Annotated in this window: 21 protein-coding genes and 1 pseudogene; 13 read left to right on the forward strand and 9 right to left on the reverse strand. The window is 65.2% G+C overall.

The window, feature by feature from the left end; genetic code table 11:
- Positions 1 to 23 precede the first annotated feature (23 nt).
- Entirely contained in the window at positions 24 to 857 is an 834-nt protein-coding gene (locus AC0L3U_RS36210; protein ID WP_473364844.1) for a hypothetical protein, read from the forward strand.
- Positions 858 to 2018, forward strand: coding sequence for an SCO family protein (locus AC0L3U_RS36215; RefSeq protein ID WP_473364845.1), 1161 nt, complete (start codon positions 858 to 860; stop codon positions 2016 to 2018).
- On the opposite strand, the gene AC0L3U_RS36220 is transcribed toward AC0L3U_RS36215, so the two are convergent.
- Both AC0L3U_RS36220 and AC0L3U_RS36225 read right to left on the reverse strand, forming a co-directional pair.
- Positions 2015 to 2380: a hypothetical protein gene (locus AC0L3U_RS36220; RefSeq protein WP_354208055.1), complete on the reverse strand. Its 366-nt coding sequence runs from the start codon at positions 2378 to 2380 to the stop codon at positions 2015 to 2017. The two genes, AC0L3U_RS36215 and AC0L3U_RS36220, sit on opposite strands and share 4 nt — an antisense overlap.
- 67 nt (positions 2381 to 2447) lie before the next feature.
- Positions 2448 to 3356 (reverse strand): PaaI family thioesterase, encoded by a 909-nt coding sequence (locus tag AC0L3U_RS36225; protein ID WP_473364846.1) that lies wholly within the window; start codon positions 3354 to 3356, stop codon positions 2448 to 2450.
- Between the two features lie 150 nt (positions 3357 to 3506).
- On the opposite strand from AC0L3U_RS36225, the gene AC0L3U_RS36230 reads away from it, so the two are divergent.
- Positions 3507 to 3827 (forward strand): hypothetical protein, encoded by a 321-nt coding sequence (locus tag AC0L3U_RS36230; protein ID WP_354061762.1) that lies wholly within the window; start codon positions 3507 to 3509, stop codon positions 3825 to 3827.
- 38 nt (positions 3828 to 3865) lie between these two features.
- Here AC0L3U_RS36230 and AC0L3U_RS36235 read toward each other — a convergent pair whose 3' ends face one another.
- Together AC0L3U_RS36235 and atzD are read right to left on the reverse strand one after the other, a co-directional pair.
- Positions 3866 to 5335, reverse strand: a complete 1470-nt coding sequence (locus AC0L3U_RS36235) for an amidase (RefSeq protein ID WP_473364847.1) — start codon at positions 5333 to 5335, stop codon at positions 3866 to 3868.
- Between the two features lie 125 nt (positions 5336 to 5460).
- Positions 5461 to 6573: a cyanuric acid amidohydrolase gene (gene atzD / locus AC0L3U_RS36240; protein ID WP_473364848.1), complete on the reverse strand. Its 1113-nt coding sequence runs from the start codon at positions 6571 to 6573 to the stop codon at positions 5461 to 5463.
- Positions 6574 to 6873: 300 nt separating this feature from the next.
- Here atzD and AC0L3U_RS36245 point away from each other — a divergent pair, with 300 nt between their 5' ends.
- The 4 genes and pseudogenes from AC0L3U_RS36245 (at position 6874) to AC0L3U_RS36260 (ending at position 11824) form a co-directional block, all read left to right on the forward strand.
- The gene (locus AC0L3U_RS36245; protein ID WP_473364849.1) at positions 6874 to 9216 is read left to right on the forward strand and encodes a Tex family protein; all 2343 of its coding nucleotides are present in this window, start codon (positions 6874 to 6876) and stop codon (positions 9214 to 9216) included.
- A 309-nt stretch (positions 9217 to 9525) separates the two neighbouring features.
- Entirely contained in the window at positions 9526 to 9975 is a 450-nt protein-coding gene (locus AC0L3U_RS36250) for a hypothetical protein (protein ID WP_247358050.1), read from the forward strand.
- A gap of 97 nt (positions 9976 to 10072) precedes the next feature.
- Positions 10073 to 10764, forward strand: a pseudogene (locus tag AC0L3U_RS36255) (response regulator transcription factor).
- Positions 10751 to 11824 (forward strand): sensor histidine kinase, encoded by a 1074-nt coding sequence (locus AC0L3U_RS36260; protein WP_473364850.1) that lies wholly within the window; start codon positions 10751 to 10753, stop codon positions 11822 to 11824. The pseudogene AC0L3U_RS36255 and the gene AC0L3U_RS36260 overlap by 14 nt, the downstream one beginning before the upstream one ends.
- Here AC0L3U_RS36260 and AC0L3U_RS36265 read toward each other — a convergent pair.
- Positions 11821 to 12192 carry a response regulator transcription factor gene (locus tag AC0L3U_RS36265; protein ID WP_473364851.1) on the reverse strand — a complete coding sequence of 124 codons (372 nt, stop codon included), beginning with the start codon at positions 12190 to 12192 and terminating at the stop codon, positions 11821 to 11823. The two genes, AC0L3U_RS36260 and AC0L3U_RS36265, sit on opposite strands and share 4 nt — an antisense overlap.
- On the reverse strand, positions 12189 to 13055 hold the full coding sequence (locus AC0L3U_RS36270; protein ID WP_473364852.1) for a S1C family serine protease: 867 nt from the start codon (positions 13053 to 13055) through the stop codon (positions 12189 to 12191). Before AC0L3U_RS36270 ends, AC0L3U_RS36265 begins: the two co-directional genes overlap by 4 nt.
- Before the next feature lie 193 nt (positions 13056 to 13248).
- Here AC0L3U_RS36270 and AC0L3U_RS36275 point away from each other — a divergent pair, with 193 nt between their 5' ends.
- The 3 genes from AC0L3U_RS36275 (at position 13249) to AC0L3U_RS36285 (ending at position 17621) form a co-directional block, all read left to right on the forward strand.
- The gene (locus tag AC0L3U_RS36275; RefSeq protein ID WP_473364853.1) at positions 13249 to 14214 is read left to right on the forward strand and encodes a VOC family protein; all 966 of its coding nucleotides are present in this window, start codon (positions 13249 to 13251) and stop codon (positions 14212 to 14214) included.
- A gap of 64 nt (positions 14215 to 14278) precedes the next feature.
- Positions 14279 to 15154, forward strand: a complete 876-nt coding sequence (locus AC0L3U_RS36280) for a dihydrodipicolinate synthase family protein (RefSeq protein ID WP_473364854.1) — start codon at positions 14279 to 14281, stop codon at positions 15152 to 15154.
- A 145-nt stretch (positions 15155 to 15299) separates the two neighbouring features.
- Positions 15300 to 17621: a xanthine dehydrogenase family protein molybdopterin-binding subunit gene (locus tag AC0L3U_RS36285; protein ID WP_473364855.1), complete on the forward strand. Its 2322-nt coding sequence runs from the start codon at positions 15300 to 15302 to the stop codon at positions 17619 to 17621.
- A 96-nt stretch (positions 17622 to 17717) separates the two neighbouring features.
- On the opposite strand, the gene AC0L3U_RS36290 is transcribed toward AC0L3U_RS36285, so the two are convergent.
- The 3 genes from AC0L3U_RS36290 to AC0L3U_RS36300 are packed head-to-tail and all read right to left on the reverse strand — an operon-like array spanning position 17718 to position 20938.
- The gene (locus AC0L3U_RS36290; RefSeq protein WP_473364856.1) at positions 17718 to 18914 is read right to left on the reverse strand and encodes an acyl-CoA dehydrogenase family protein; all 1197 of its coding nucleotides are present in this window, start codon (positions 18912 to 18914) and stop codon (positions 17718 to 17720) included.
- Positions 18915 to 18929: 15 nt separating this feature from the next.
- Positions 18930 to 20078, reverse strand: a complete 1149-nt coding sequence (locus tag AC0L3U_RS36295) for an acyl-CoA dehydrogenase family protein (protein ID WP_473364857.1) — start codon at positions 20076 to 20078, stop codon at positions 18930 to 18932.
- A gap of 5 nt (positions 20079 to 20083) precedes the next feature.
- Positions 20084 to 20938 carry an enoyl-CoA hydratase gene (locus tag AC0L3U_RS36300; RefSeq protein ID WP_473364858.1) on the reverse strand — a complete coding sequence of 285 codons (855 nt, stop codon included), beginning with the start codon at positions 20936 to 20938 and terminating at the stop codon, positions 20084 to 20086.
- Positions 20939 to 21121: 183 nt separating this feature from the next.
- Between AC0L3U_RS36300 and AC0L3U_RS36305 the strand changes: the two genes are divergently transcribed.
- From AC0L3U_RS36305 to AC0L3U_RS36315, 3 genes are all read left to right on the forward strand, one after another.
- Positions 21122 to 21730, forward strand: coding sequence for a LemA family protein (locus AC0L3U_RS36305; RefSeq protein WP_473364859.1), 609 nt, complete (start codon positions 21122 to 21124; stop codon positions 21728 to 21730).
- 138 nt (positions 21731 to 21868) lie between these two features.
- Positions 21869 to 22756, forward strand: a complete 888-nt coding sequence (locus AC0L3U_RS36310) for a TPM domain-containing protein (RefSeq protein WP_473364860.1) — start codon at positions 21869 to 21871, stop codon at positions 22754 to 22756.
- 3 nt (positions 22757 to 22759) lie between these two features.
- Positions 22760 to 23257 (forward strand): TPM domain-containing protein, encoded by a 498-nt coding sequence (locus AC0L3U_RS36315; RefSeq protein WP_473364861.1) that lies wholly within the window; start codon positions 22760 to 22762, stop codon positions 23255 to 23257.
- The last annotated feature ends 108 nt before the right edge of the window (positions 23258 to 23365 follow it).

Raw genomic sequence — 23365 nt, forward strand, 5'->3', positions numbered from 1 at the left:
GCGCGTCTGCGCGGGGAGATGAGATGATGGCAACGAAGCGGAAAGTTGCAAAGAAAAAGGCCGCAAAGAAAAAGGTCGCGACGCGAAAGCGAAAAACCTCCCCCCCGGCCCCTGTCCAGGTAGCAGAGAGCACCGACGATGTTCAGCGTCTATTGAAGGTCTTGTGCGACTCCGGCAAGGTCATCGAGGTGCGGATGGCCGCGCTGCAATCGCTCGGCGCGGCGGCCTTCAGTGTCCCCAATTTCGAATCCGTCAATGCGGACTACATTGCGGCCTTACGCGAGGTCTCGACCGATTCTCATGAGCAGCTGCGGCGGCGGTCGCTCGGTATTCTCATGCGCAACAAGGATGGATTTGCGCAAAAGAAGCTCCTGGACGGCCTGAGGAACCCCGCCAAGGCGCTGCTCCCGCCCGAGAAGGCGCTTCAGCTCCTCGGCAACGACGCTCATGCCGGTGCGTACTCGATAGCGCGCGCGATCGTGAAAAAGCCGCCGAACCAGGACGCGAAGCGCGAGGCACTGCGTCTGTTAGCGGCCGATGCCAAGTCGGCGCCGCTGTTCGAGAAGATGCTCCGCGACAAAAAGGAGTTGCGCGAAAACCGGCAGCTCGCTGCCTCTGCATTGCACTCGTTGAATCCGCAAAAACTGCAACAGCAAGCGCTCAAGATACTGAAGGACAAATCGGACTATTCGGACATCAAAGCCACGAGTTTGACCGCTTTGGAGCAGTTCGGCGATGATGCCGCGCTCGCCAAGGACAAGGTCTTGATGCGGAGTGTGACTCGCTTCAACTCGTCCAAAACGCCGACAAAGTACAAGCAGTCCGCGCGCCGCTTCCTCAGCAAGTACGATCAGTAGATGACTATTTCCGGCGACGCAACGCGCGTGATGTCGGAAGACCGGTTCGCCGATCTGGTCGACACACTCGCCGCTGATCCGGTCGGTGGTGCGGAGCTCGCGGATCTTCTGCGCGAAGAACATCCTGTCTACGCCGGGCGAGGGACAGCGACTGTCGTCCAGATGCGAGGCTGGATCCTCCTTGCTCTGGCGCGCGCTGGACTCTCAGATCAAGCGCTGATCTTCGTGCTCGAAGAGCTGGATACGGGTATCGATGCTTACCTGGTCGCCGCGGCCGCGCGCGCATTGCGTTCTTATTCGAAGCCGAACGAAGCCTTTGCGCCCTTTGTCGCGCGGGCGCTCAACCGGATTCGATTCCATGACGAGCCGGTTTCGTTCGAGAGGTATGGCGAGTACGCGACATCATCCACCGGGACCAGTGCGGTATCGGAGTTGCTGGCCGTGCTGGCCTGGCTTGGTTCGAAGGCGCAAGCCGTTCAACACCAGCTCGAGAGCTGGCGCGCGGAGCACGGTCTGTCACGGAAGTTGCGGCTCGATCTCGATCGGGCGCTGAAGGCCATCCGCGAGCCCGACAGTGCCGTTCCTTCGTGCTGCGGTGCCTTACCGGCGGCCGGAAATGTCTCGATCCGGGCGCCGATGGCGAACCTGGAGCCTTGCTCGATCGATTCCATCCTGATGCAGGATCAAGACGGGAAATCGGTGAGTTTCCTTGAGTTCTTCAGTGGCAACCCTGCCATCGTGGTCTTCTTCTATACTCGTTGTGATAATCCGATGAAGTGCTCGCTCAGCGTCACGAAGCTGGGACGCGTCCAGGCGTTGCTCGGCGCGCGGGGACTCGCGGGACGGATCCGTACGGCTGCGATCACGTATGATCCGGCGTTCGATAGGGCCGAACGGTTGCGGGTCTATGGCCAGGACCGTGCCGTGCGTATGGACGAAGATCACCGGTTGCTACGAGCCGTCGAGGGGAACGACGCGCTGCGCTCCTATTTCGAGCTTGGTGTCAATTTTGGCGAATCGCTCGTGAACCGTCACCGCATCGAACTCTTCATTCTTGATGCAACAGGACGGATCGCGGTGTCCTTCGAACGTCTTCACTGGGATGAGGAGCAAATCGTGGCTCGCGCGGTCGAGACGTTGACCGGCTACGAACCGCGTTAACCCCGCTTGACCGACGGCACGGGCAGCCGCTCATGGCGGCGCTGGAAGCGTTGCCAGTGCAGCACGATGCCGATCAGCAGCGCCGGTACGAAGCCGAGCGCGATCAGGAAATGCGGCAGCTGCGCCGGGGAGATGAACGCGATGCCGATGTCGGAGATCAGCCACAGCGCGGCGAACATCACTGCGAAATCGGTGCGCGGGCAGCGCAGATAGTAGAACACGGCGGTGATGACGACGGCGGGTCCGATGGCGATGCCGATCATCACCGTCGTCAGCTCCTTCGGCGTCAGCGCGTCGAGCACCATCGCTGCCAGCAGCCAGAGCGCGGCGAACATGGCGATGATGTCGAGCGGATGCCGCAACCCAATACCTCTCGCGGGAACATGCTATCGTTGTGGCCCAGACCTTGGCCGTCAAGGGAAAATGCGCCTATTCCTCGTCGTTTCCGGGCGTCGGCCGCAGCATGAAATGGCCGAAGGCCGTGGCGATCGGCTTGTTCGCATCGTACTGCCAGGCCCGCGCCTCGAAGGCGACGATGCGCCGGCCCTGCTTCACGATCGAGACGTTGGCGAACGTGTCGAGCGCGCGGCCCGAGCGCAGATAGTTGACGGTCAGTCCGATCGGCTTGGGCAGCGCGGTTGCGCCGAGTTCGCGCGCCACTCCGAAGATCGCGGTGGTCTCGAGGAAGGCGCCGGTCATGCCGCCATGGATCGCGGGCAGGATCGGGTTGCCGATGATCTTTGGCGAGAACGGCATCGTCAGTGTGTCGTCGTCGTTGACGCGAATGCCGAGGCAGCGTGCGAACGGGCTGTTTGCGAACGGGCCTTCCGGATCGTCCGGCGCCTCCAGCGTCGCGATGTGGCGGGAGTCCATCCTGCGGTCCGCGAGCATGTTGGTGCGGTTGGCGCCGATCATGAAGCAGGCGGTGGCGGTCGCGACCGGATCGTCCTCGGACTCCTGATAGGCGGTGGAGCGCACGAAGGCGATCGAACGCGTGGTGCGGTAGCAGACCGAATGCGCCTTGATGTCGAGGCCCGGCGTCGCCGGCTTCTGATAGTCGATGCGCAGATCGAGCGTCGCGATCGCGCTCGTGCCGTCGAGCGCGAGTTGGACCGCCATGCCGCAGCTCTCGTCCAGCATCGCGGTGACGACCCCGCCATGCAGGACGCCGGTCTCGGTGTCGCCGACGAAGACGGGCCGGTAGGGCAGGCTGGACCAGGCCTCGCGAGGTGCGAAGCGGTCGAGCTGGAGCCCGCTGATATGGCCGTAATCGGAGCGGCGGCCCTTGATCGCCTCGGCGAGGTCCTCGAACGAAAGTGTGGTCGGTGAGCTGGACATGAGGACGTTCTAGACCAGTGGCGGGCGCGGCGCAAAACCCCGGATGCGCGTCCCTCGGCAGGCGTGCCGGGGGCGGTTTGGCCTCGACAGGGCGGGCCGAAGCAACGATGGTGGGCGCCCCGTTCGTTCGACTAGCCGCAAGGAGTGCCCATGGCCGATCCCGAAACGCCCGCCACCAGCCAGGGGCCCGTCATCATTTCGACCTCGAGCTCGGAGCGGGCGCCGATCATCTATTTCGACGGCGCATCCTGCTTCGGCCACCACAACGGCGCGATCCAGATCGAGCTTGCGGCCAATTTGTTGATGCCGGTCGGTGCCGCCGTCAGGGTCGACGTGGTCCAGACCGCGCATCTGCGCTGCAGCGTGGCCGCGGCGCTGGCGCTGCGCGAAGCGCTCGAAAAGGCGCTGGCAATGTACCAGCAGGGCCAGCAGCAGCCCCGGCCGGAGGAAATTCCGACGGTGAAGAACTAAGGCAGTTAGCGGATCGCAAGTTAATGCGATCAACTCACTCAGCTCACATGCACCTTCGGCTTCCTGCCGTCGTTCCACTTGCCGTCGAGCGCGCGCTCGATCTGGGCGGCGAGTTGCAGCAGCAGGCCGTCATTGGCCTGCTTCGCAATCGCCTGGATGCCGAGCGGCAGGCCGTGGTCCTGCGTGGCCATCGGCATCGAGATCGCCGGCATGCCGCAGAGATTGGCGAGCGGCGTGAAGGCGAAGAAGCGCCAGAGATTGCCGAACCAGTCGAGCACGTCAGGATTGTCGGAGATGGTGAGATATTCCCGGGTGCCGACCTTCGGCGTCGGCAGCGCGGTGATCGGGGTCAGGATCACGTCCCACTGCTCGAAGAAGGCGCCGAAGGCGCGTGAGGTCGTGTTGAACACGCCTTGCATCTTCGCCCGCTCGGCGAAGCTCGTATGCCGGCCGGCTTCCCAGATCCTGATATTCATGGGCTCGATGAGGTCTTCCGGCGGCCGTTCCAGTCTGCGCGCGGCGAGCATGTTCGAGATCACCACCGCAAAATTCGAGATGTAGCAGGTGGTCTGCGCCTCGAATGCGGCGCGGAAGTCGAGCTCGGGCAGGGCGTAATCGACGTGATGGCCGAGGCCTTCAAGGAAGCGGCCGGCCTTCGCCAGCTCGGCCGCGATCTCTGGTGTCGCGGTGTAGTCGCCCCAACTGTGCGACAGCGCGATGCGAAGTTTTGACGGATCGCGCTTGATCATCTCGGAATAAGGCTGCGCCGTCGTCCAGAACGGCATGAACTCGCCGGGCGCCGCTCCCCTTGCATGATCGACGAAAGCGGCGGTGTCGCGCACCGAGCGCGACTGGCAGCCCTGGATCGAGACCAGGCCGGTGAGATCGGACATGTGCGGTGCCAGCGAGAACACGCCGCGCGAGACCTTCAGCCCGATATTGCCATTGACGCCGGCGGGAATGCGGATCGATCCGCCGCCGTCGGTCGCATGTGCGATCGGTACCACGCCGGCCGCGACCATTGCGGCGCTGCCGGCCGACGAGCCGCAGGTGGTGTAGTCGGTATCCCAGGGATTGCGCGTGACATAGACGGCCGGATTGTCGGCCGAGCTGCAGACGCCGAATTCCGGCGTCGTGGTGCGTCCGATCAGGTTCAGTCCGGCCTGGCGGAATTTGCCGGTCAGGAACGTGTCGGCGCTGGCGCGATTACCGCGCATCAACAGTGAGCCCATCTCCTGGAGCCGGCCCTTCATGGTCGGGCCGAGGTCTTTCATCAGGAAGGGCAGGCCGGCGAACGGGCCAGCGAGATTGGCGCCGTCCTTGGCCGGATCGGCGATCACGTCATCGAACAGCTCGACCACGCCGGACAGTGCCGGATTGACCTTGGCGACGCCCGCGGCGGCCTGGCGCGCCAATTCCTTTGCCGTGAGCTCGCCCTTGCGGACGCGCGCCGCCAGCCCCACGCCATCGTGCTGCGCCCATTCGTTCCAGCTCATCGGAAAAGTCATGCGGTCCAAACCTCTTCGTGCGGCGCCACCTTAGTTTCGCACAGGAGCACTTTAATCAACTGAGGCGGCGCGAAGGGCAGGGTTGCGCCGGATGGAGAGGTAATCCTCCATTGCATGCGCAAGCATCAATTCGAGAGCTTTGCGATCACCGCGACCGGCCCGCCACCGGGGGGACCCTGGTGCTCGGCGCCGCCGGAGACGTAGACCGCACCGGTGCCGGCGAGGCCGGCAATCAGGCCGCCAACGGCAGCCCGGGCGTGGCGTGTCGAGCTGATATCGGTATCTTCCAGCATGGTGTGGCGGAAGCCGCGCACGCTGCCATCAGGCGAGGCCTCGGCCTTGGCGAAGACGTTGACGAGCTCGCGGCCGGTCGTCGTCTGCGGCGCGGCACGTAGCCCAACGCTCTCCAGCGCCGCAAGCACCGCGGTGGCGTCGATCGCATCGTCCATCACGGCATGCCCGATCTCGAATTCGCTCGTCGAGGACATCGAATTGCCGAGCACGATGACGACGTTGTGCATCAGCTCGATTCCGGATGAGGTCGAGGCGACGTTCGAGAACAGATCGTAGCGTCGCAGCACGTCTTCGTCGCGCATGTCGGTTGCGATCTCGCCGAGCGCGACCGCAACCCCGAGCGCGGAAGCGCCGCGCGAATAGGCCATCGAGCTGTAGGCGCTGGTCGTCGCCGTCTTGTGGCCGCGCGCATTCGCCGCTTCGACGCGCTCGCTGGTGAGCAGCGGACACTTAATCTGCACGAAGTGGACGTCGGCGGGATCGGCGATGCCGGCATCCGCCATCGCGGCCTTCACGGCGTCGGCTGTCTCCGTGATCTGAGCGGAGCGCCCGAGCTCTTCAGGCAGAAAATCCCGCGTGTGCGCCATGCCGATGCTCAGGCGCTTGCCGGAGATGCCTGCCGGGCGCTGCAGAACGTCCCGGCGCGTGAACACCGTGATGTGCGGGCTCAGCACGCCCTCGGTGCCGCCGGACATCACGAAAGCGATGCGTTGCTCGACCTCCTGCGGCGACAGCCCGAGCCGTGGCGCCAGCGCCGTGCACAGCGCGGCAACGGCATATTCCCGGGTAAAGTCGTTGACGCCGCCATTGCCTTCGGTCTTGCCGAGGATCGCCAGAATGGATGCCGGATCGATCGCGCCGGAGCCGATCATGCTCATCAATCCGGAGACGTCGCCGGGGCCTTTGGTGGCGACCTTGAAGACGCCGACCGATGTCGTCCGCATGATAGTCCTCACATGGGGTTCAGGAGCCCGGCGGACAAAACAGCCGTCGAACCGGTGCTGCTGTCAAGGTGTCGAGGCAATCCCCCTCGTCGTCCTGGCGTTCGCCAGGACGACGGCGGAGTATGTGCGTCGTCTGCGTCGCACCCACGATTGTGGCGAGATCGCATCGGTTCGACAAAAAATCCCTTGTCGACGATCGTCCGCCGCACCTTGATGAATCAACCCCGATTGGTCCATAAGCGGCGTCCCGCAGCCGGTGGTTCGCCTCCGCGATGCGTGCTTGGATAGAGGGGTTCTCGCGTGGCAAATATCAACCAGAAAATTGCGCAGGAGCTTGGGGTTCGGGCGGAGCAGGTCGAGGCGACAGTGGCGCTGCTCGACGGCGGTGCTACGGTTCCCTTCATCGCCCGCTACCGCAAGGAAGCAACCGGTGCGCTCGACGACGCGCAATTGCGCACGCTGGAGGAGCGCCTGGGCTACCTGCGCGAGCTCGAGGACCGCCGCAAGGCCATCCTCGAATCGGTCCGCGAGCAGGGCAAGCTCGATGCCGCGCTGGAAGCCTCCATTCTCGCCGCCGACAGCAAGGCGCGCCTCGAAGACATCTATCTGCCGTTCAAGCCGAAGCGCCGCACCAAGGCCGAGATCGCCAAGGAAGCCGGCCTGGAGCCGCTCGCCAATCAGCTCATGGCCGAGCCCACCAACGATCCGAAGGTCGTCGCCGAAGCCTTCGTCAATGCCGAGAAGGGCGTTGCGGATGCCGCTGCGGCACTCGACGGCGCCCGCGCCATCCTGGTCGAGCGTTTCGACGAAGACGCCGATTTGATCGGCGCGCTTCGCGAGGAGGTGTGGACCAATGCGCGCATGGCCTCCAAGGTACGCGACGGCAAGAAGACCGAGGGCGAAAAGTTTGCCGACTATTTCGAGTTCTCCGAGCCGCTGACGAAGTTGCCCTCGCACCGCATCCTCGCGATGTTCCGCGGCGAGAAGGAAGAGATCCTCGATCTCCAGATCCAGGCCGAGGTCGAAGCATCGCCCCCGGGCGTGCCGAGTGTCTATGAGCTGAAGATCATGAAGCGGTTCGGCATCGCCGACCTCAAGCGCGCCGGCGACCGCTGGATGATCGACACCGTGCGCTGGGCCTGGCGCACCAAGATCCAGGTGCATCTCAACATCGACCTGCGCATGCGGCTGTGGAATGCCGCCGAGACCGAGGCCGTGCGCGTGTTCGCCTCCAACCTGCGCGACCTCCTGCTGGCCGCGCCCGCGGGCACCCGCGTCACCATGGGCCTCGATCCCGGCTTCCGCACCGGCGTCAAGGTCGCCGTCACCGACGCGACCGGCAAGGTGGTGGATACCGCCGTGATCTACCCGCATGAGCCGCAGCGGCAGTGGAACGAGGCGCTGGCGATCCTCGGCAAGCTCGCGCTGAAACATCGCGTCGAGCTGATCGCGATCGGCAACGGCACCGCCTCGCGCGAGACCGACAAGCTCGCGGCCGACCTCGTCAAGGGCCTGCCCGACTTGAAGATGACCAAGATCGTGGTGTCGGAAGCGGGCGCGTCAGTCTATTCGGCCTCGGCTTTCGCCTCGGAGGAGCTGCCCGGACTCGACGTCACCCTGCGCGGCGCGGTCTCGATCGCGCGGCGGCTGCAGGATCCGCTGGCCGAGCTGGTCAAGATCGAGCCCAAGGCGATCGGCGTCGGTCAGTACCAGCACGACCTCGGCCAGGCCAAGCTCGCCAAATCGCTCGACGCCGTGGTCGAAGACTGCGTGAACGCGGTTGGCGTCGACGTCAACACCGCGTCCGCTCCGCTGCTCGCGCGGGTGTCGGGCGTCGGCTCCGGCCTTGCCTCCAGCATCGTGGCACACCGCGACTCCAACGGTCCGTTCAAGTCGCGCAAGGCGCTGAAGGACGTGCCGCGGCTCGGCCCCAAGGCGTTCGAGCAGTGCGCGGGCTTCCTGCGCATCCTCGGCGGCGAGGACCCGCTCGACGCCTCTGGCGTGCATCCGGAAGCCTATCCGGTGGTGCGCCGGATTCTCAGCGCCACCAAGAGCGACATCAAGGCGCTGATCGGCAGCAGCGACATCGTGCGCACGCTAAAGCCGAAAGACTTCGTGGACGAGACGTTTGGTCTGCCGACCGTCACCGACATCCTGCGCGAGCTCGAGAAGCCCGGCCGCGACCCGCGTCCGGCGTTCAAGGCCGCTGTGTTCATGGATGGCGTCGAGGAGATCAAGCACCTCAAGAAGGGCATGATCCTCGAGGGCACCGTGACCAACGTCGCCGCGTTCGGCGCCTTCGTTGATATCGGCGTGCATCAGGACGGCCTCGTGCACATTTCGGCGATGTCCAGGACCTACATCAAGGATCCGCGCGAGGTGGTGAAGCCCGGCGACATCGTCAAGGTCAAGGTGCTGGACTTCGAGGTCGCCCGCAAGCGCATCTCGCTGACGTTGCGGCTCGACGACGAGGTCGGCGCCAAGAAGGACGCGCCCGGCATGCAGCGCGACAACAGCTCGCGCAATCCCTCCCGCATGACGTCGTCGGCCCCGCGCCAGCAGGAATCTTCCGGCGGCGGCGGCGGTGCGCTCGCCGAAGCGCTGCGCCGCGCGGCCGAGAAGAACGGCGGCAAGCGGGCGTGATCTTCAACCTCTCCCCGCTCTTTGCGGGGAGAGATCGGAGCGTCTCCGCGCGTTGAGCTGCTCGATGTATTAAGAGTTCTATCCGCGTCGTCATTGCGAGCGCAGCGAAGCAATCCAGAATCTTTCCACAGCGGGACTCTGGATTGCTTCGTCGCAAGGGCTCCTCGCAATGACGAGGAGAGAGCAGGTCCTCTCCCTAACACCGGCGTCAGAATCTGGCGCGTTTGTAAGTTGAAGGTGCCTGTCCCTTGCTCTCATCTGAGCCTCCTCGCGCGGCAGGTATCGCCGCGCAGCACGGAGGATGCTTCGATGGACAACAGGCTTCTCAAAGGCCTCACCGCGGTGACGATCGCCGCGGTGATGGCGCTCGCTTCACCGGTGCTCGCCAGAGGTGGCGGTGGTGGCGGTCATGGCGGATTCGGCGGCGGCGGGCATTTCGGCGGTGGTGGGCATTTCGGTGGCGGTATGCACGCCGGTGGCTTCGGCGGCATGCATGTGGGCGGCATGGGCGGTGCGCGCTTTGCCCATGTTGGCGGAGCAGGCTTCGGTGGACCGCGCTTTGCGCATGGCGCGATCGGACCACGCTTTGCGGGTGCCGGCTGGCACGGCCACCATGCCTTCCACCACCATCACTTCCGTCGTTTCGCCGTCTTCGGTGCGCCGTATTACTATGCCGGCTACAATGACGGCTGCTGGCGCAGGAGCTTGACGCCCTATGGGTGGCAATGGGTCAATGTGTGCGGAGACAGTTGGTACTAGCATCGCCGTACCGCACCATTGTCGCGATCGTCATCGGGCAGTTCCGCTCAGCCCCGGAACGGGATAGTCTGGTGGCGATCGTCGCGCGGAGTTTGTCATGTCCGGAGCTCACCGCCGCATTCTGGTCGTCGAGGACGATGCAGAAACCGCAGGCCAGCTCGTCGAGGAGCTGACGACCTCCGGCTACGACGTCGATCTCGCCGCCACGGGGCGCGAAGCCCTCAGCCACGGCGCCGCGCGCGACTATGCCGTGATCACCATCGACCGCATGCTGCCCGACATCGACGGCATCAGCGTGATGCGCCAGCTGCGCGACGACGGCATCGCCCACCGTTCCTGATCATTTCCGCACTTGGCGAGGTCGACGACCGCGTGCGCGGCTTGCGCGCCGGCGGCGACGACTATCTCGTCAAGCCGTTCTCCTTCACCGAATTGCTGGCGCGGCTGGAGGCACTCGGCCGGCGCAGCGACACCGTTGCCAAGGAAACGATCCTGCGGGTCGGCGATCTCGCCATCGACCTGATCGCGCGGAGCGCGAGCCGCCGCGGCCGGAAGATTCCGCTGTTGCCGCGGGAATTCCAGCTGCTCGAATATCTCGTCCGCAACGAGGGCCGCGTCGTCTCGCGTGCGATGCTGCTCCAGCATGTCTGGGATCTGCACTTCGATCCCTCCACCAACATCATCGACGTCTATGTCGGTCGCGTCCGCCGCAAGGTCGATGATGCCCAGGCCTATCCGCTGATCCACACCATCCGCGGCATCGGATATTGTCTCCGTGCTCCTGGCTAAAACGCTCCGCTCCTCGACCTTCCGCCTTGCGCTGATCGCGATCGCGGCGTTCGGGCTGATCGTCGCGGCGATCATGGCCTATGTCTATTTCGGCACGATCGCCTATGTGCAGAACCGTGTCGGCGATGCCGGCGACCACAGCGGCTTCACCGCGATGATCGAGCTCGCAATGGTCGCTGTCGCGGTGCTGATGCTGGTGCTCGCCGGGCTCGCCGCGGTGCTGGTGACGCGCCGCACGGTCGGGCGGATCGAGGAGATCAACGCCACCAGCCGCGCCATCATGATGTCCGGCCTCGACCAGCGCATTCCCTTGCGCGGCAGTCACGACGAGTGGGACCGGGTCGCTGAACACCTCAACCAGATGCTCGACCGCATCGAGACGCTGATGGGCGAAGTCAAGCAGGTCAGCGACAACGTCGCCCATGATTTGCGCACGCCGCTGACGCGCATGCGCGGCCGGCTGGAGAAGGCCTATCACGCCCCGCGCAACGGCGAAGCCGACGCGGCGCTGATCGGCGACACCATCGCCGATCTCGACGCCGTGCTCGGCATGTTCGCCTCCATCACCCGCATCTCGGAGATCGAGACCCGAGCCCGCCGCAGCGCATTTCGCAACCTCAATCTCGCCGAAATCGCCGGCGAGGTCGTCGAGCTCTACGATGCCGCCGCCGAACAGGTCGCGACGCGGCTCAGCCTGGGCGGCGACCGCGAGGCGGCGATTATTGGCGATCGCGACCTGCTGTTCGACGCCATCGCCAATCTCGTCGACAACGCGATCAAGCACGGCTGCAAGGGCGGGCAGGTGACCGTCACCTGCCGCAGTGCCAACGAGGGGGCAGTGATCGCGATCGTCGACGACGGTCCGGGCATTCCGGCGGATCAGCGCGATCACGTGTTCAAACGCTTCTACCGGCTGGAGCAGAGCCGCTACACCCCGGGTAACGGCCTTGGTTTAAGCCTGGTCGCCGCGGTCGCTCGCCTCCATGGCGCCGAGATTGCCCTGCACGACAACGCGCCGGGCCTGACGGTCCAGCTCAGCTTCCCGCCGCATCCGCCCTAGAGTTCGATCACGCCACGGCGGGCCGCATGTGCCACCGCATCGGTTCGGCCGGTGGCGTCGAGCTTGTCGAGCAGCGAGCCGACATGGAATTTCACGGTGTGAACGGAAATGCCGAGCTGACGCGCGATCATCTTGTTGGAGCCACCTTCCGCCATCAACGCCAGCACATCGAGCTCGCGCTGTGTCAGCGCGATGTCCTCAGGCATCATGCGCGGATCCCGGCTGACAATCGTCGCCGCGGCCTTCTCGCCGGGTTCGGCGAGGCGAAGCCCGGTGATATTGCCGAGCAGAGCCGCCAGGCGATCGGCGAGGGCGGGATCGTCGATCTCCAAAGCCAACACGATCTCGGGCGCGATGTCCTCGCTCACGCCGCCGGCCTCTCGCCGATCGTAACCTTGAAGCTGACCGGTTCGCCGCCGCGGCGCGCCGCGATATCGACCACCGCGCCCACGCTCGCCGGCCCCAGCGTCCGCGACAGTGCACGCACGCCGGACAGTTTCTGGTCGTTGACGGCGACGATGACGTCGCCCTGGCGGATGCCGGCCGCCGCCGAAGGGCCGGCCTTGTCGACATTCATCACCATCGCGCCGACACCGTCGTCGAGCCGGACCGGCTGCAGCCCGAGGCCGAGATATCCGCGCGCGATGCGGCCGCGGACCTCTAACTGGGCCGCGACCCGCTCGATCGTCGCCGTCGGGATTACCAGCACACGCCTCGGGCCGAGCACGGCCATGCCGAAGACCTCGCCCGATGCATCGAGCGCGAGGCCGCCCTGCTGGCTGGAGCGCAAGCGGACGTCGAGCTCGATCCGCGCATCGATATCGCCGCCGCGCAGCGACCGCCAGCTCTTGCCGGAGGCCGACACCATCCCGAGCGCGGCGCTCGGCGTATCGCGGTTTGTGGCGACGACGACCGACAACGCGCCGAGGGGCGGGACAATTGTGGCCAGCTTGACCGGGGTGATCGCGCTATCGGCACGCAGCAGTGCGATATCCGTCGTATGGTCGCGGCCTGCAATCGTGGCGGCTGCGGTGCTGCCGTCGGGGAGGCCGATCTCGACGTCGCCCTCATCGGCCAGCGCCTCGTCGGCGGTGACGATCAGGCCCGGCTTCCAGACGAAGCCGGTGGCGCGGGAGCGATGCGAATGGACGGCAACGATGGACGGCGCGGTGCGGGACACCACATCCGCGAGCGCGGACGACAGCGAAGTCAGGGGAGTTGAGTCGGTCATGGCAGGCTCCTGTAAGCTGTCCTCAATCTGGGATGTCGCGGGCGATCGCGTAACTGGCCGCATGGCCAGGAAATAAGCAGGGAAGCTGGTCCGTAAGACCACGGCCGACGAACATGTGATTGGGAGCCGCTCACGGCAACGTGTAGCAATCGAGAAATTGCGCCGCCTTCACGATTTTCAGCGAGCCTGACCGATGACCATCGACCTCACCCGCCGCACCCTGCTTCAACTCGCCGGCGCCAGCTCGCTTGCAATGGCGGCGGCGGGCGCAGCGCGCGCCGAGGGCACCCCGCAGGGCGGCGGGCCGACTTATGCCAGCCGCACCCCGATGCGGGTCGGGATGGTGACGCTCCGGGTGAAAAATCTCGAGAAGGTTGCGGACTACTACCGCGACGTCATCGGCCTTACCGTGATGGAGCGCTCTGCCAGCGCCGCCAAGCTCGGCACAGCCGGTATCACGCTGCTGGTGCTCGAGGCCCGCCCCGATGCCGCAATCGAGCCGCGCAACGCCGCCGGCCTTTACCACACCGCCTTCCTGATGCCGACCCGCAAGGACCTTGCGCGCTGGCTGGTGGCAGCCGCTTCGCATCGCGTGCCGCTTTCGGGCTTCGCCGATCACCTCGTCAGCGAATCCGTCTATCTCGACGATCCCGAAGGCAACGGCATCGAGGTCTATGCCGACCGCGATCCCTCGCAATGGCAGTGGAGCGAGGGCAGCGTGAAGATGGCGGCCGACGAGCTCAACATTCCCGACCTGCTGTCGCTGACCAATACGCGCGTTCCTGATTATGCCAAGGCGCCGGACGGTCTGCGCATCGGCCACATGCATCTGCGCGTCGGCGACCTCGCGCAGGCCGAGCGCTTCTACCACGGTGCCATCGGCCTGGATCCGACCCGCAGCCGCAACGGCGCCGCGTTCCTGTCGTCAGGCCGCTACCACCATCACCTCGGCATGAATGTCTGGCAGAGCCAGGGCGCCGGCGCACGCGACGATCAGGCAACAGGGCTCGCCTGGTTCTCGCTGGTGACGGAGAAGCCGGACCTGCTTGCCGCGCAGGACGAGCGCCTGCGTAAGGGCGGTGCGAAAGTCACCGCGCTTGCCAATGGCGTGGAAGCGATCGATCCCTGGGGCACGCGGGTGCGGCTGATCAGGGTTTGATCGCCGGCGCGAGCGTTGGTAAGACCGGTCAGGCGCAAGCCAGTTTCCGGGATTCACAGCTGACATGTCCGATTTTCGCGGCGTCTTTCCCTATCTCGTCTCTCCCGTCGCTGCCGACGGCGCGGTGCGGACGAACGTGCTCGCAAAGCTCTGCGACGATCTGATAAGCGCCGGCGTCCACGGTCTGACCCCGCTCGGCTCGACCGGCGAGTTCGCCTATCTCAACGCCGCCCAACGCACCGCAATCGTGCAGACCACGATCGAGGCGGCAAGGGGACGCGTGCCTGTGGTCGCGGGCGTCGCCTCCACCTCGACGACTGATGCGGTGGCGCAGGCGAAGGCGTATCAGAAGCTCGGCGCCGACGGCATTCTGGCGATCCTGGAAGCGTATTTCCCGCTCGCCGATGCCCAAATCGAATCCTATTTCCGCGCCATCGCGGATGCCGTGGACATCCCCGTCGTCATCTACACCAATCCGCAATTCCAGCGCTCCGATCTCACCCTCGACACCATCGCGCGCCTCGCCGAACATCCGCGCATCGGCTACATCAAGGATGCCTCGACCAACACCGGCCGGCTGCTCTCGATCATGAACCGCTGCGGCGATGCCTTGCGGGTGTTCTCGGCCTCCGCACACATCCCGGCTGCCGTGATGCTGATCGGCGGGCTCGGCTGGATGGCGGGGCCCGCCTGCATCATCCCGCGCCAGAGCGTCGCGCTGTACGAGCTCTGCAAGGCCGGCCGCTGGGACGAGGCGATGGCGCTCCAGCGCAGGCTGTGGCGCATCAACGAGGCTTTTGCCCGCTTCAACCTGGCGGCCTGCATCAAGGCCGGATTGGCCTTCCAGGGCTACGACGTTGGCGATCCCGTCCCGCCGCAGGCCGCACTCACCGCCGATGCGCGCAAGGTCGTGGAAGCGGTCCTGCGGGAGCTGGGCTAGGCGTCCATAGGACGGCTTTGCTTCCGCTCGCCTATGCCCCCGGCATGACGAAATCGTAGATATACCGCCCAAAACCGCGGCTGGCCTCGCATGCCTCGATCCGCTAAAAGGCGGCCGCATTTGAGAGATTAAGGGACCCCACGGAATGAACATTCTTCCCGGCAATTTGCGTTTCGGAGCGGGGCAGCCCGTCAAGCGTTTGGAAGACCACCGACTGCTCACCGGGAAGGGGCAGTTCATCGACGACAAGCCGGAAGATGGCGCGCTGTGGTTGTACCTGCTGCGCTCGCCGCATGCCCACGCGAAGATCGTCTCGATCGACACCGGCGCCGCCACTGCGATGCCCGGCGTGACCGCGGTCTACACCGGCGCCGACCTCGTCAAGGACGACATCGGCGTCATCCCGACGCTGAGCATCTTCAAGCGCCCTGACGGCAAGCCGATGACGGTGCCGCCACGCCGCCTGCTGGCGCACGACATCGTGCGCTACGCCGGCGAGGCCGTGGCTGCCGTGGTGGCTTCCTCGCGAGCCGATGCGCAGAACGCAGCCGAAGCGATCGTGGTCGAATATGACGTGCAGCCGGCGGTGGTCGATCCCGTCGAGGCGGTCAAGCCCGGCGCGCCATTGGTGTGGCCGGAGGCGCCCGACAACATCGTCGGCGCGATGGCTTACGGCGATGCCGCCAAGGTGGACGAGGCTTTTGCCAAGGCGGCGCATACGGTCGAGCTCGATCTCGTCAGCCAGCGCCTCGTGCCGTCGGCCATGGAGCCGCGCTCGACCATTGCCGAGATCGACAAGAACTCCGGCCGCCTCCTCCTGCATGTGCAGTCGCAGACGCCGGCCTCGACCCGCGACGTGCTGGCCGAGGCCGTGCTGAAGCGTCCGAAGGACAGCGTGCGCGTGCTGGTCGGCGATATCGGCGGCGGCTTTGGCCAGAAGACCAACCTCTATCCCGAGGACGGCATCGTCGCCTATGCCGCGACCAAGCTGAACAGGAAGATCCGCTGGCGGGGCGACCGCACCGACGAATTCGTCGGCGGCACCCATGGCCGCGATCTGACCTCGACCGCTTCCTTCGCGCTCGACGAGAAGGGCAAGGTGCTGGCCTATCGCGTCAGCTCGATCGGCTGTACCGGCGCGTATTCCTCGGGCGCGGCCAACATCATTCCGCTGGTGCTGGGACCGTTCGTGCAGACCGGCGTCTACGATTTGCCGCTGGTGCATTTCGAGGTGAAGTCGGTGATGACCCACACCGCGCCGGTCGGCGCCTATCGCGGTGCGGGCCGCCCGGAGGCCGTGTTCATCGTCGAGCGTCTGTTCGACGCGGCCGCGCGGAAAATCGGCATGGATCCGCGCGCGATCCGGAAAGCCAACTATATCAAGCCGGCGCAACTGCCGTATACGAATGCTGCGGGGCAGGTTTACGATTCCGGCGCCTTCGCGCACATGCTCGACCGTGCCGTGAAGCTTGCGGATTGGGACGGCTTTGCCGCGCGCAAGAAGGCGGCGAAGAAGAAGGGCCTGCTCTACGGCCGCGGGCTCACCTCCTATATCGAATGGACCGGCGGCCGCGCTCACACCGAGAAGGTCAGCCTGCACGCGACGTCGGAAGGTCGCGTCGTGCTGCATTCGGGGACCATGGCGATGGGGCAGGGGTTGCAGACCACCTACACCCAGATGATCTCCGACACGCTCGGCGTCCCCATGGACAAGATCGATGTGGTCCAGGGCGACACTGATCTGGCGACAGGCTTTGGCAGCGTCGGCTCGCGTTCCCTGTTCGTCGGCGGCACGGCGGTCGCGGTCTCCTCCAACGATCTGATCCAGAAGGCGCGCGAGAAGGCGGCGAACGTGCTGGAGACCTCGATCGAGGACATCGAATACCATGGCGGCATGCTCACCGTGGTCGGCACCGACCGCCGCATCAGCCTGTTCGATATTGCAGAGAAGGAGAGCGGCGCAAAACTCAGCGTCGATTCCGAAGGCGAAGTGGATGGTCCGAGCTGGCCGAACGGCACGCATATCTGCGAGGTCGAGATCGATCCCGAGACCGGCGTGTCCAAGGTCGTGCGCTACACCACCGTCGACGACGTCGGTGTCGCCGTGAACCCGATGCTGGTGACGGGACAGATCCATGGCGGTGTCGCGCAGGGTATCGGCCAGGCGCTGTATGAGGGCGTGTCCTATGATGCCGACGGCCAGCTGCTCACCGCGAGCTACCAGGACTATTGCATCCCGCGCGCCGACGACGTTCCGCCGATCGTGGTGACGCTCGACGATTCCGCGCCCTGTCGCACCAATCCGCTCGGCGCCAAGGGCTGCGGCGAATCCGGCGCCATCGGCGGTCCGCCTTGCGTCACCAACGGCGTGATGGATGCGCTCGCCGAGCTCGGCATCACCCAGCTCAACACGCCCTTGACGCCGCAGAAGATCTGGCAGGCGATCAGAGATGCGAAGGTGGGCTAGTTGTTTGGCGTGTAGCCCGGATGGAGCGCAGCGAAATCCGGGGCCGCTCGCGATTGTTGTCCCGGATTGCGCTGCGCTCCATCCGGGCTACAAGTGCTAAATTCCTAGCATCATCTTCGCAATAATATCGCGCTGGATCTCCGAGGTGCCGCCGAAGATCGTATAGGCGCGGCCGTTGAGATATTCCGGCACCACCGTCAGCATCTCCTCCGGCATCGCCGGCTCATGGTTGAGCTTGTAGAGCGGACGCATCGGCTCGACCGCGAGGGCGTCATGGCCGATCACGTCGGCGCCAAGCCGCGTCACGGCCTGGCGGATCTCGCTGTTGCGCAGCTTCAGGATCGACGACACCGCACCGGGATTCTGTCCGGTCTGCAGCGCCGACAGCACGCGCAGCTCGGTCATCTCCAGCGCGTCGATGTCGATTTCGACCTCGGAGATGCGCGTTGCGATGTCAGGGCTGTCGATCGCACGTCCCGTCAAGTCCGATTCAGCGAGATCCGCGATCGCCTTCAGCCCTTCGCGCAATTTTGCCGACGCGATGCCGGAGCCGCGCTCGAACTCAAGCAGATACTTGCCGTAGGTCCAGCCCTTGCCTTCCTCGCCGACGCGGTTCGCCACGGGAACGCGTACATCGTCGAAGAACACCTGGTTGACCTCGTGGTCGCCGCCGATGGTGAGGATGGGGCGCGTTGTGATGCCCGGCGTCTTCATGTCGATCAGGATGAAGCTGATGCCGTCCTGCTGCCGCGGGCCGTCGCTGGTGCGCACCAGCGCGAACATGCGGTTTGCGTGGTGGGCATGGGTGGTCCAGATCTTGGTGCCGTTGATGATGTAGTCGTCGCCGTCGCGCACCGCGCGCGTCTTCAGCGAGGAGAGATCGGAGCCGGAGCCCGGCTCGGAATAGCCCTGGCACCAATAATCCTCGCCGGACAGAATGCGCGGCAGGTAGAAGTTCTTCTGCTCCGCCGAGCCGAAGCCGATGATGACGGGCCCGACCATCTTCACGCCCATCACGTTGACATTGGGCACGCCGGCCCGCGCGCTTTCAGTCTCGAAAATCCAGCGCTGCGCCGGAGTCCAGTCGGGTCCGCCATGCTCGACCGGCCAGCCCGGCGCGCCCCAGCCGCGGCTGTGCAGCGTGCGCTGCCAGGCCATGCCGATATCGGGGTCGGAGAACACGGACGGCGTCAGCGCGGTCGCGCGCTTCATCTCCTCGGTGAGATTTTTGGCAATGAAGCCGCGCACCTGATCCTGAAAGGCGCGCTCTTCGGCATTGAAGGACAGGTCCATGAGGCTCTCCCAGTGTCAGGCCGGCACGGTGGTGCGGCCAAGCAGGGCGTGGCGGCCGTAATGGTGGGCGCTGCCGCCGAACAGCGTGTCGAACGCGACCAGCCGCTTGAAATAGGCGCCGACCTCGAGCTCCTCGGTAACGCCCATGCCGCCGTGAAGCTGGATCGACTGCTCGCCGACGAAACGTGCGGATCTGCCGATCTTCGCCTTCGCGCCTGACGCGGCCCGCGCGCGCTCGACCGGATCGGCGTCGACCTTCAGCGCGGCGCGCAGCGCCATCGAACGCGCTTCGTCGACCTGCACCGCCATGTCGGCGAGGCGGTGGCGGATCACCTGATTGGCCGAGAGCGGCCGGCCGAATTGCTTTCGAATTTTTGTGTACTCCAGCGTGGTGTCCAGCAGCACCTGCATGATGCCAACGGCCTCGGCACCGAGTGCGGCCATGGCGCGGTCAACGGCCCATTCGATTGGCGGCAGCGCGTCATGCCCGTTGCCGAGCAAGGCATCCTCCGGCAATTGCACGTCCGACAGCTCGATGTTGCAGGCCCGCCCGCCGCCGAGGCGCTCGTAGTCGGAGATCGCAACACGCGGCGTCGTCGCCGGCACCAGGAACAGGCCGATCCGCGCCGACGGCCCCTGATGATCATGGATATGCGCGGAGACGATGATCTCGTCGGCGGCGTGGCCATCGAGCACGGCAATCTTGCTGCCGGCCAGGCGCCAGCCTTGCGCCGTCTTGTGGGCGGTGGTTGCGACCTTGGCAAGATCGAACCGCGCCGCGCGCTCGGAATGCGCGAACGCGAGCTTCAACGATCCGTCCGCGATCTTCGGCAGGATGGCCTGCTTCTGCGCCGTGCTGCCGCATCGCTCGATCAACGCAGCGCCAAGCACGATTGTTGCGATATACGGCTCCGACACCAGCCCGCGGCCGAAGGCTTCCATCAAAATGCCGATCTCGACCGCGCTGCCGCCGAGCCCGCCAAACTCTTCCGCGATCGGCAATGCCAGCCAACCGAGCTCGGCGAATTGTGTCCACACCGCCGGGCTGAAGCCGAGCGGATCGTTCGCCATCTTGCGGCGGTGAGCGGCATTGTAGCTTTCGGCCACGAAGCGCTCCGCGCTTTCGCGCAGCAGCCGTTGCTCGTCGCTGAGATTGAGATCCATCCTGTCTACTCCGCGGCCGCCGGCGGCTTGCGCACGGAGGGGTGCAGGCCGGATGGATCGACCACCATGCCGAATTCCTGAAGATTATGCGCGTGACAGAGCTGATGCAGCGCAAAGGCCTGGTCGATTGCGGCCGGTTGGCCCATCACGTCAACCGAACGATTCACGGCTTCCTTGGTCAGCTTCAGCGCAAAGGACGGCTTTGATGCGATCCGGCGTGCCAGCTCCAGCACCTGCGATGAGAGCTCCGCGCGCGGCACGACCTTGTTGACCATGCCGAGCTGGTGCGCCTCCTGCGCGCTCCAGCTGTCGGCCGTGAACAGAAATTCCTTGGCCTTGCGTGGTCCGAGCTCCCAGGGATGCACGAACCATTCGACGCCGCAGACACCCATGGTGACCACGGGATCGCAGAACTGCGCATCGTCGCTCGCGACGATGAGATCGCAGGCCCATGCCAGCATCAGGCCGCCGGCGATGCACTTGCCGTGCACCTCCGCAATGGTCGGCTTCGCGAGGTTACGCCAGCGCCGCGTGATCTGGAGATAGATCTCCTGCTCGCGCGCGAAGCGGCCATGGGCGTTTGGCTCAGCGAAGCCGCCCCAATTTCCGATCGGCGGAAAATCCACGCCCGCTTCATTCTTGCTGCCAGGTCGCAAATCATGGCCTGAGGAGAAGTGCGGGCCGTTGCCGGCCAGAATGATCACCTTGACCGCGTCGTCCTGCACCGCCTGATCGAAGGCGGCGTTGAGATCGTAGGTCATTTGCAGGTTCTGCGCGTTGCGCACGTCGGGCCGGTTCATCACGACCCGGGCAATCGCCGGCTCCGGCCTCTCCACGAGGATGGTCTCGAACGAGCTCATCGCGTTCCCCTGGCGTTCCCGACTTGGCATTATTGTTCCCTCAAGTTGACTATTACAGCCGGGATTAAGCAAGAGGCTTGCGTACATCGGCTGCCTTTCGCGGCTTCGGCCGGGACGCAAGATGTCTGGTATCTCGCGCGCGCAATCTGGTAGCTTGCGCCCGATTCCACCGGGAGAAATTTGATGCGAAAGATCCTGACCGTGCTGGCGGCGCTGGCCTCGTTGAGCCTCACCAATTGCGGCTATAACGCGATCCAGAGCGAGGACGAGCAGATCAAGGCCAACTGGTCCGAGGTCGTGAACCAGTACCAGCGCCGCGCCGATCTCGTGCCCAACCTCGTCAACTCGGTGAAGGGTTTTGCGCAGCAGGAGAAGGACGTGCTGCTCGGCGTCACCAATGCCCGCGCCAAGGTCGGCAGCATCCAGGCGACGCCCGAGGTGCTGAACGATCCCGCCGCATTCCAGAAATTCCAGGCGGCCCAGGGCGAGCTCTCCGGCGCGCTGTCCCGGCTGCTCGTGGTTACCGAGAACTACCCGCAGCTCAAGTCGGATGCGCTGTTCAAGGATTTGATGTCGCAGCTCGAAGGCACCGAGAACCGCATCACGGTGGCGCGCAACCGCTACATCAAGGCGGTGCAGGACTATAACGTCACCATCCGCTCGTTCCCGAGCAACGTCACCGCGATGATGTTCGGTTACAAGGAGAAGCCGAACTTCTCGGTCGCAAACGAGAAGGAAATCTCGACCGCACCGAAGGTCGATTTCAATCCGGCGCCCGCGCCGTCGAAGTAAGTGCGCGCTATTTTGCGCATGCGCGCAGCCCCACCCACCGCCGTCATTCCCCGCGAAAGCGGGGAATCCAGTACGCCGCGGCTTCAACATATCCCGCTGGCGTCTCTGGAATACTGGATCGCCCGGTCGCGCCGGGCGATGACAGCGCATGTGTGGCGCACGATAATCGTATTCTCGCTATTGTTTGGCTCGGTATTCCCCGCCTCAGCCGATGTCGCCATACCCCAGCTCACCGGCCGCGTCGTCGATCAGACCGGGACGCTTTCCAGCGGCGACATCGCAGCGTTGTCGCAAAAGCTGCAGGACTTCGAGACCCGCAAAGGCAGCCAGCTGGTCGTCCTGATCGTGCCGACGACGGATCCGGAGACGATCGAGCAATTCGCGATCCGCGTTGCGGAGGCCTGGAAGATCGGACGCAAGAACGTCGACGACGGCGCCATCCTCGTGGTGGCCAAGAACGACCGGCATTTGCGCATCGAGGTCGGTTACGGCCTCGAGGGCGCGCTCACCGACGTCACCTCGCGGCGCATCATCGACGAAGCCATCACGCCGAAATTCAGGAGTGGCGATTTCGCCGGCGGCATCACGGCGGGCGTCGACCGCATGATCCGCGTCATCGATGGCGAGCCGCTGCCGACGCCCTCGCGCAGCGTGAATTTCGGCGATTGGAACGACGTCGAGCCGCTTTTTTTCTTTCTGCTGTTCGGCCCGCTGGTCATCGGCGGCATCCTGCGCTCCATGTTCGGGCGGCTGTTCGGTTCGGGGATAACCGGAGCGATCGTTGGTGTGATCGCCTGGTTCGTGATCGGCTCTGCGGTGATCGGACTGGGCGTCGGTGTGCTCGGCGCTGTCCTGACGTTTATCGCGGATCTGTTTGGGGCGGGATCGGGCACGGGATCCGCGCGCGGCCGCTCGTGGTCGAGCGGTTCGTCATCCGGCGGCTGGAGCAGCGGGTCGTCGTCGAGCGGCGGATTCAGCGGCGGTGGCGGCAGCTTTGGCGGCGGCGGTGCTTCGGGGAGCTGGTAGGTCATGAGCATCAGGCGCATCACCCGGCATCTGCTCCAGCATCATTGGCGTGCCAAGCAGGTGTTTCCGAAAGACGTGCTCGACCGCATCGAGCAGGCGATCAAGCGTGGCGAAGCCATGCATTCCGGACAGGTGCGGTTCGTGGTCGAAGGCGCGCTCGACGGCGGCCCGCTGTTTCGCAACCAGCCGGCGCGCGAGCGCGCGCTCGACGTGTTCTCGCAACTGCGCATCTGGGACACCGCGCACAATAACGGCGTCCTGATCTATCTCCTGCTCGCCGACCGCGATGTCGAGATCATCGCCGATCGCGGTATCGATGCGAAGGTTGGCGCCGAGCGTTGGGAGGGCATCTGCCGCGCCATGGAAGTCGAGTTCAGGTCGGGGCAGTTCGAGCGCGGCGTGATCGGCGGCATCGAGGCGGTGTCCCGGGAGTTGGCGAAGCACTTTCCGCCGCAGGGCCCGCATGCGAACGAGCTGCCGGACGCGCCGGTGGTGATGTAGTCGCTACAAGCAGGCGGTGATGGAGCCCCGCTGTCGTCCTGGCGAAAGCCAGGAGGTGGATTCACACTCGAAGTGCAACAGTTGAGAGGAGAAGGCCTCTGCCGGGGT

The sequence above is a fragment of the Bradyrhizobium sp. Kon69 genome, from assembly GCF_055807515.1.

Bases quoted from the DNA above. Each gene is read 5' to 3' on its own strand.
- AC0L3U_RS36210 (WP_473364844.1), top strand. From the start codon at position 24: ATGATGGCAACGAAGCGGAAAGTTGCAAAGAAAAAGGCCGCAAAGAAA.
- AC0L3U_RS36215 (WP_473364845.1), top strand. From the start codon at position 858: ATGACTATTTCCGGCGACGCAACGCGCGTGATGTCGGAAGACCGGTTC.
- AC0L3U_RS36225 (WP_473364846.1), bottom strand. From the start codon at position 3,356: ATGTCCAGCTCACCGACCACACTTTCGTTCGAGGACCTCGCCGAGGCG.
- AC0L3U_RS36230 (WP_354061762.1), top strand. From the start codon at position 3,507: ATGGCCGATCCCGAAACGCCCGCCACCAGCCAGGGGCCCGTCATCATT.
- AC0L3U_RS36235 (WP_473364847.1), bottom strand. From the start codon at position 5,335: ATGACTTTTCCGATGAGCTGGAACGAATGGGCGCAGCACGATGGCGTG.
- atzD (WP_473364848.1), bottom strand. From the start codon at position 6,573: ATGCGGACGACATCGGTCGGCGTCTTCAAGGTCGCCACCAAAGGCCCC.
- AC0L3U_RS36250 (WP_247358050.1), top strand. From the start codon at position 9,526: ATGGACAACAGGCTTCTCAAAGGCCTCACCGCGGTGACGATCGCCGCG.
- AC0L3U_RS36270 (WP_473364852.1), bottom strand. From the start codon at position 13,055: ATGACCGACTCAACTCCCCTGACTTCGCTGTCGTCCGCGCTCGCGGAT.
- AC0L3U_RS36275 (WP_473364853.1), top strand. From the start codon at position 13,249: ATGACCATCGACCTCACCCGCCGCACCCTGCTTCAACTCGCCGGCGCC.
- AC0L3U_RS36280 (WP_473364854.1), top strand. From the start codon at position 14,279: ATGTCCGATTTTCGCGGCGTCTTTCCCTATCTCGTCTCTCCCGTCGCT.
- AC0L3U_RS36285 (WP_473364855.1), top strand. From the start codon at position 15,300: ATGAACATTCTTCCCGGCAATTTGCGTTTCGGAGCGGGGCAGCCCGTC.
- AC0L3U_RS36290 (WP_473364856.1), bottom strand. From the start codon at position 18,914: ATGGACCTGTCCTTCAATGCCGAAGAGCGCGCCTTTCAGGATCAGGTG.
- AC0L3U_RS36295 (WP_473364857.1), bottom strand. From the start codon at position 20,078: ATGGATCTCAATCTCAGCGACGAGCAACGGCTGCTGCGCGAAAGCGCG.
- AC0L3U_RS36300 (WP_473364858.1), bottom strand. From the start codon at position 20,938: ATGAGCTCGTTCGAGACCATCCTCGTGGAGAGGCCGGAGCCGGCGATT.
- AC0L3U_RS36305 (WP_473364859.1), top strand. From the start codon at position 21,122: ATGCGAAAGATCCTGACCGTGCTGGCGGCGCTGGCCTCGTTGAGCCTC.
- AC0L3U_RS36310 (WP_473364860.1), top strand. From the start codon at position 21,869: ATGACAGCGCATGTGTGGCGCACGATAATCGTATTCTCGCTATTGTTT.
- AC0L3U_RS36315 (WP_473364861.1), top strand. From the start codon at position 22,760: ATGAGCATCAGGCGCATCACCCGGCATCTGCTCCAGCATCATTGGCGT.